This is a genomic window from Streptomyces anatolicus (assembly GCF_019400875.1).
GTDB classification, from domain to species: domain Bacteria; phylum Actinomycetota; class Actinomycetes; order Streptomycetales; family Streptomycetaceae; genus Streptomyces; species Streptomyces anatolicus.
In genome coordinates, this window is sequence record NZ_WMBF01000553.1 from 1 (window position 1) to 3,843 (window position 3,843).

The following is a 3,843-nucleotide window of genomic DNA, read 5'->3' on the forward strand; positions in this document are numbered from 1 at the left end:
GAGCCATGGGAGTCCGGGGCATGGCCGCCCGGGGCCGGGGAACCCGGGGTGGCGTCGGCGGTGGCGCCCGTCGCGTCCACGCGCACGACCAGGCTCTCGGCGTCCACCGACCCTCGCTCGCCGACGATCAGCTTCGGCTCGCCGGGGACCGTGCGCGCCCGCAGCATGTCGTGCGTGTCGAGCAGGGCTCCGAGCCCCGCCGCCAGCGTCTTCGTGCCAAGCGCGGCCGGGGCGCCGAGGACCATCCACTGTGCGAACCCGGGGCGCGCGGCCCGCTCGCCGAGCGCCCGCATCACCGGCGTCCAGGGCACTTCGCCGACACCGACGTCGTCGACGGCGGCCTCGGGTGCGGCGGCCCGCGCCACCTCCGCGAGCCGTTCGGGGGTCTTCTCCTCGAAGACCTGCCGAGAGGTCAGCAGGAGCCCTGCCCGGCGCGCCCGGGACGCGAGCTGCATCGACATGATCGAGTCGCCGCCCAGCTCGAAGAAGCTGTCGCCGACCCCGACCCGCTCCAGACCGAGTACTTCGGCGAACAGATCGCACAGAAGCCGTTCGGTCCCGGTGCGCGCTTCCCCGTCCGTGACCCGCTCGGCGAAGTCCGGCGCGGGGAGCGCGGCCCGGTCCACCTTGCCGTTGACGGTCAGCGGCAACCGTTCGAGCGGCACGAACACCGTCGGGACCATGTACTCCGGCAGCCGCTCCCGTACGTGAGCGGGCAGCTCGGCGACGACATCGGCGCTCTTCGCGTCACCGCTGTGGCGGGCGGGGTCCGCGACGACGTACGCGACGAGGCGGTTGCCGTCGGCGTGGTCCTGGCGCGCGGTGACCACGGCCTGGACGACGCCTGGGTGGGTGGTCAGGGCCGCTTCGATCTCGCCGGGCTCGATCCGGTGGCCGCGGACCTTGAGCTGGTCGTCGGCGCGGCCCACGAAGAGCAGTTCGCCCTCGCGCGTCCACCGGGCCACGTCCCCGGTGCGGTACATCCGCTCCCCCGCCTCGAACGGGCAGGCGACGAAGCGTGCCGCCGAAAGGCCGGCCCGTCCCAGATAGCCGCGTGCGAGCCCGGCACCGGTGACATACAGCTCACCGGCCACGCCGGGCGGCGCGGGCAGCAGGAACTCATCGAGGACAAACACCTGTGCGTTCGCCAGGGGCTGCCCCATGGGCACGGCGTCGCGGCCCGGCGTCAGCGGCGCGCTCATCGCCGCGCAGACGGTGGTCTCCGTGGGGCCGTACGCGTTCACCATCCGCCGGTCCCGCGCCCACCGGTCCACGAGCCCCGGCGGGCACGCCTCGCCCGCCACGATCACGGTCTCCAGCTCCCGGGGCAGCCGCTCCTCGGCCGCGAGGACGCTCGGCGGCACGGTGACGTGGCTCGCCCGCGCCCGGCGCACGGCCTCGTCCAGGGAGACCCGTGGCGGCAGCTCGTCGGGGGCGGCCACGACGAGTGATCCGCCCGACAGGAACGCCATGCAGAGTTCGGAGACCGCCGCGTCGAAGCTCAGCGACGCGAACTGGAGTACGCGTGAGTCCGCGCGTACGCCGAAGCGGTCGATCTGTGCCCGCGCGAGGTTGCCGAGGCCCGCGTGGGTGACGACGACGCCCTTGGGTGTTCCCGTCGACCCCGATGTGTAGATGACGTAGGCGGCGTTGGCCGCTTTCAGGGGTGCCGTACGCTCCTCGTCCCGCAGGGGGCCGCCCGCGCACCGCCGCACCTCGTCGGTCACGCGCGGGTCGTCGGTCACAACGACGCGGCCGGTGTACCCGGCGGGCACCGCGTCCTGGGACCGCTCGGTGCACACCACCACCGAGGGGGCGGCGTCGGCGAGTACGTACGCGATGCGCTCCGCCGGATAGTCCGCGTCCACCGGGAGGAAAGCGCCTCCGGCCATCGACACGGCGAGGAGCGAGCGCACCATGGTCGCCGAGCGCTCCCCGACGACGGCCACCCGGCACTCGGGGCCGACCCCGGCCCGCGCCAGATACCGCGCGAGGCGCCCGGCGTCCTCCATCAACTCCCGGTAGGTGAGCGTGCGTTCGCCCGCGATGAGCGCCGCCGCGTCGGGCGTCCGCTCCGCCTGCCGCGCGATCAGCTCGGGCAGCGGTGCCGTGGCGGCCGCCGGGTCCCGCGTCCGGTTCCACTCCCGTACGACGAGGTCGCGCCCGGCGGCGGACACCACGTCCACCCGGCCCACGGGCACGGAGGGGTCCGCGGCCAGCTGCTCCAGGATCCGCACCAGCGAGGCGACCATGTCCTCGGCGCGGGCGCGGTCGCACACGTCAGGCCGGAAGACGAAGTCGCCGTGCATGCGCTCCCCCGGCGACACGACGAACGTCAGCGGGTAGTGGCCCATGTCCTGCGGGGTTCCGTCGGGGCGGATGCGCAGGGAGCCGGGGTCAGCCGGGCCGTCGGGCGGGTGGGGGTAGTTCTCGTAGACGACGAGCGTGTCGAACGCGGCGCCCGGGCCGGCTAGTTGCTGAATTTCGGAGAGACCCATGTGCTGATGGGCCATCAGGGCGACCTGACGCTCCTGAAGTTCGCTGAGCATGTCGTGCACCGTCTGCTCGGCCGCCAGCGGTACGCGTACGGGGATGGTGTTGATGAACAGGCCGATCGCCGACTCCGCGCCGGGCAGGTCCGCGGGCCTGCCCGCCACGGTCGCGCCGAACACCACGTCCGTGCGTCCGGCGAGCCTCGCGAGGAGCAGTGCCCAGGCGCCCTGCACCACCGTGTTCACGGTGAGGCCGTGCCTCAGGGCCAGCGCCGCGACGCCCCGGGACACCTCCTCGGAGAAGGCGAACCGGATCCGGTCCGGCACCATCGGCACGCGTACGGAATCGGCGGGTGCGACCAGTGTCGGCTCGTCGAGTCCGGCCAGCTCCGCCCGCCAGGCCTCGCGCGCCAGGTCCTTGTCCTGCCGGTCGAGCCACGCGAGGTAGTCCCGGTAGGACGTCATGGGGCGCAGGCCCCTTTCGTCACCCCCGGCGGTGTGCGCCTCGTACGCCGTATGGAGGTCCTTGATCAGGACCGGCAGGGACCAGCCGTCCATCGTGATGTGGTGGCTGGTGATGACGAGCCGGTGCCGGTCCTCGCCGAAGCGGATCAGGAGGAGGCGCAGCAGCGGGGCCCGCGTCACATCGATCCGGTCCGCCCGCTCGGCCCCGGCCAGGCGTTCGGCCTCGGCGTCCGCCTCGGCCTGCGTGAGATGCGCCAAGTCAGCTTCACGCCACGGCAGTTGAATCTCCCCGGCCACGACCTGTACGGCCTCGCCCGACGCGAGGCGGTGGAAGCTCGCCCGCAGGATCGGATGCCTGCGCAGCACGGTCTCCCACGCGGCGCGCAGTCGGCCGGCGTCCAGTGGCCCCTCCAGGGCAAGGGCCCGCTGGCCCTCGTAGACGTCCGGTGCCTCCTCGTCGAAGGTGGCGTGGAAGAGCATGCCCTTCTGGAGGGGCGACAACGGCCATACGTCGTCCAGTCCCGGCACCGCCGACTCCAGCTCCTCGACGCCGCTCTGCGTCAGGGCGCCGACGAGGGGGAAGTCGGAGGGCGTGTGTCCGCCCGCGCCGCCGTCCTCGGTGTGCGCGGCGAGCCCGCCGAGCAGCGCCACCCAGGCACGCCCAAGCAGCTCGGCCTCGTCCTCCGTCACCAGCAGCCCGGCCCGGGTGAGGGTGAGCGTCAGCTCGGGCCCATCCGGAGTGTCCCGCACAGCCGCTGCCGCCTCGAGGACGTGGACGGCGGGCATGCCAGGGTCGACAGACCCCCCAATCGCGGCCTCACCGGCCATTTGCCAGGGGGTGACTGGGGTGGGGGTGGCCGTCGAGGTGGCGTCGGGTGTGCTGGGG

1 protein-coding gene is annotated in these 3,843 nt (G+C 73.6%); it reads right to left on the reverse strand.

Translation table 11 applies throughout. From position 1 onward, the window contains the following. Positions 1 to 3,743: non-ribosomal peptide synthetase (locus tag GKQ77_RS29390; RefSeq protein WP_219692154.1), on the reverse strand; the 3,743-nt coding region annotated here is incomplete at its 3' end. Positions 3,744 to 3,843 lie beyond the last annotated feature (100 nt).